Origin of the sequence: Microcoleus sp. w1-18aA5 (assembly GCF_036701705.1) — a bacterium.
Lineage (GTDB): Bacteria > Cyanobacteriota > Cyanobacteriia > Cyanobacteriales > Microcoleaceae > Microcoleus.
This window is the reverse complement of sequence record NZ_JAUPTE010000172.1, coordinates 1-1,423: the sequence shown is the minus strand read 5'-3', so window position 1 is coordinate 1,423 and position 1,423 is coordinate 1. Positions and strand designations below refer to the sequence as shown.

Annotated in this window: 1 protein-coding gene; it reads right to left on the bottom strand. The window is 33.1% G+C overall.

Going from position 1 to position 1,423, the window contains the following annotated elements; genetic code table 11:
* Positions 1 to 62: 62 nt before the first annotated feature.
* Positions 63 to 1,184 carry an ISL3 family transposase gene (locus tag Q5691_RS27525; protein ID WP_333348411.1) on the bottom strand — a complete coding sequence of 374 codons (1,122 nt, stop codon included), beginning with the start codon at positions 1,182 to 1,184 and terminating at the stop codon, positions 63 to 65.
* Positions 1,185 to 1,423: the final 239 nt, after the last annotated feature.

Here is a 1,423-nt window from a genome sequence, read left to right as displayed (position 1 = left end):
CTCCAAGTCTTCTCTTCATCCCTTGGGCTTATCTTGGCAACTAGAATAACTGCTACCCCTACTTATTGAGCCGATACAGCAATTATTTCCTCGATCCAATTAGTGATAGTATTTACAGTGGAACTAAAATATTTTTTTGCTCTTTGCTGCCAGCTCCCAATTCTCAATAATGCCCTCAACCAATTAGTTTTTCTATTTTCAAATATTTGTCGGAATTCTTCTTTTAATTTATGCATTATTGCTAGCCGAGGACACACTTTTTTAACTGACATTAATTTGCTCTTTTGCTTTTCTTTTAAACTCTCTTCATTCTTTAGTAACGCATATTTGCTGCCATTCAATCCGTCTAATATCTCTTTATATTCTGCTATTCTTTGAGGTGATTTAGATTTATTACTTAAATCTATGATTTCCCTTCTTTCACGCTTTCTTTCTCTATCTAATTCCTTATTGACTTGTACCATTACATGAAATCTGTCCGCTACTACTTGAGCATTTGGCATGAGTTTTTCTACTAAGGTTTTGTAACCTTTCCATAAATCTATACTTACTTCTTCTATTTGTTCTAAAACCTCTAATCCCCATGAATTAAGGACTGGCTCAATGTCTTCTTGTTTTCTTCCCTTGATAATCGTAATTAATTTAGATGTTGATAAATCCGTTAATACCGCACAGTAATTTCCTTGACCTTTAGTTAACGCTATTTCATCAATTCCTAGCTTTTTTAAGCCTGATGGTTTTGACGATAATTCTTGTGAGGCATCTGACAACATTCTTTCTATTTCTTCTGTTGTTACTACTCCTTCTTTGGCTACATTATTGATATCACTTGACAAGACAGACTTAATAATTGTATCGGCTAGTCGTTTTGTATAAGTTCTTCGGTTATTTACAAAGTCCAATTTCTCGCTAAATGGTTTGCCACATTTTTTACATTTAAATTGTCGTCTGTTTATTTCTAAAAATACTAGCTTTTCTCCCCAGGAGAAATCTTTTACTAAGTATCGATGGTTTTGATGTAATCTATTACTTTTTGTACCGCATCTATGACAATGACTTTCTTTATGGATTGACTCAACTTGTAAGATTATTCCTATGTACGGTACTTGAGTCATTTGAGTTACTTTAATTCCTTGTATATTCAGTAGCTCTGTTAGAAATTTAGTACCCTTTTTTGTGGTCATGACTATAATTTGCTCCCCAAAAATCTTGTAACTATTTTATAGTTAACAATCAAATTAGCTGAAATGTCAAGCCTGACAAGGACTTGGTTTACATTTTGACATATTTGTTAAATTGATTTTACGCCTTTAACTATTGATTTAGCATAGTAAGTAAGGAAGAACCCAAATGTACTCCGTCTTCGATATCTTTTTTTAGGTTCTTGACGCCGACATACATATTTTCCTACCTGCTTTTTCTG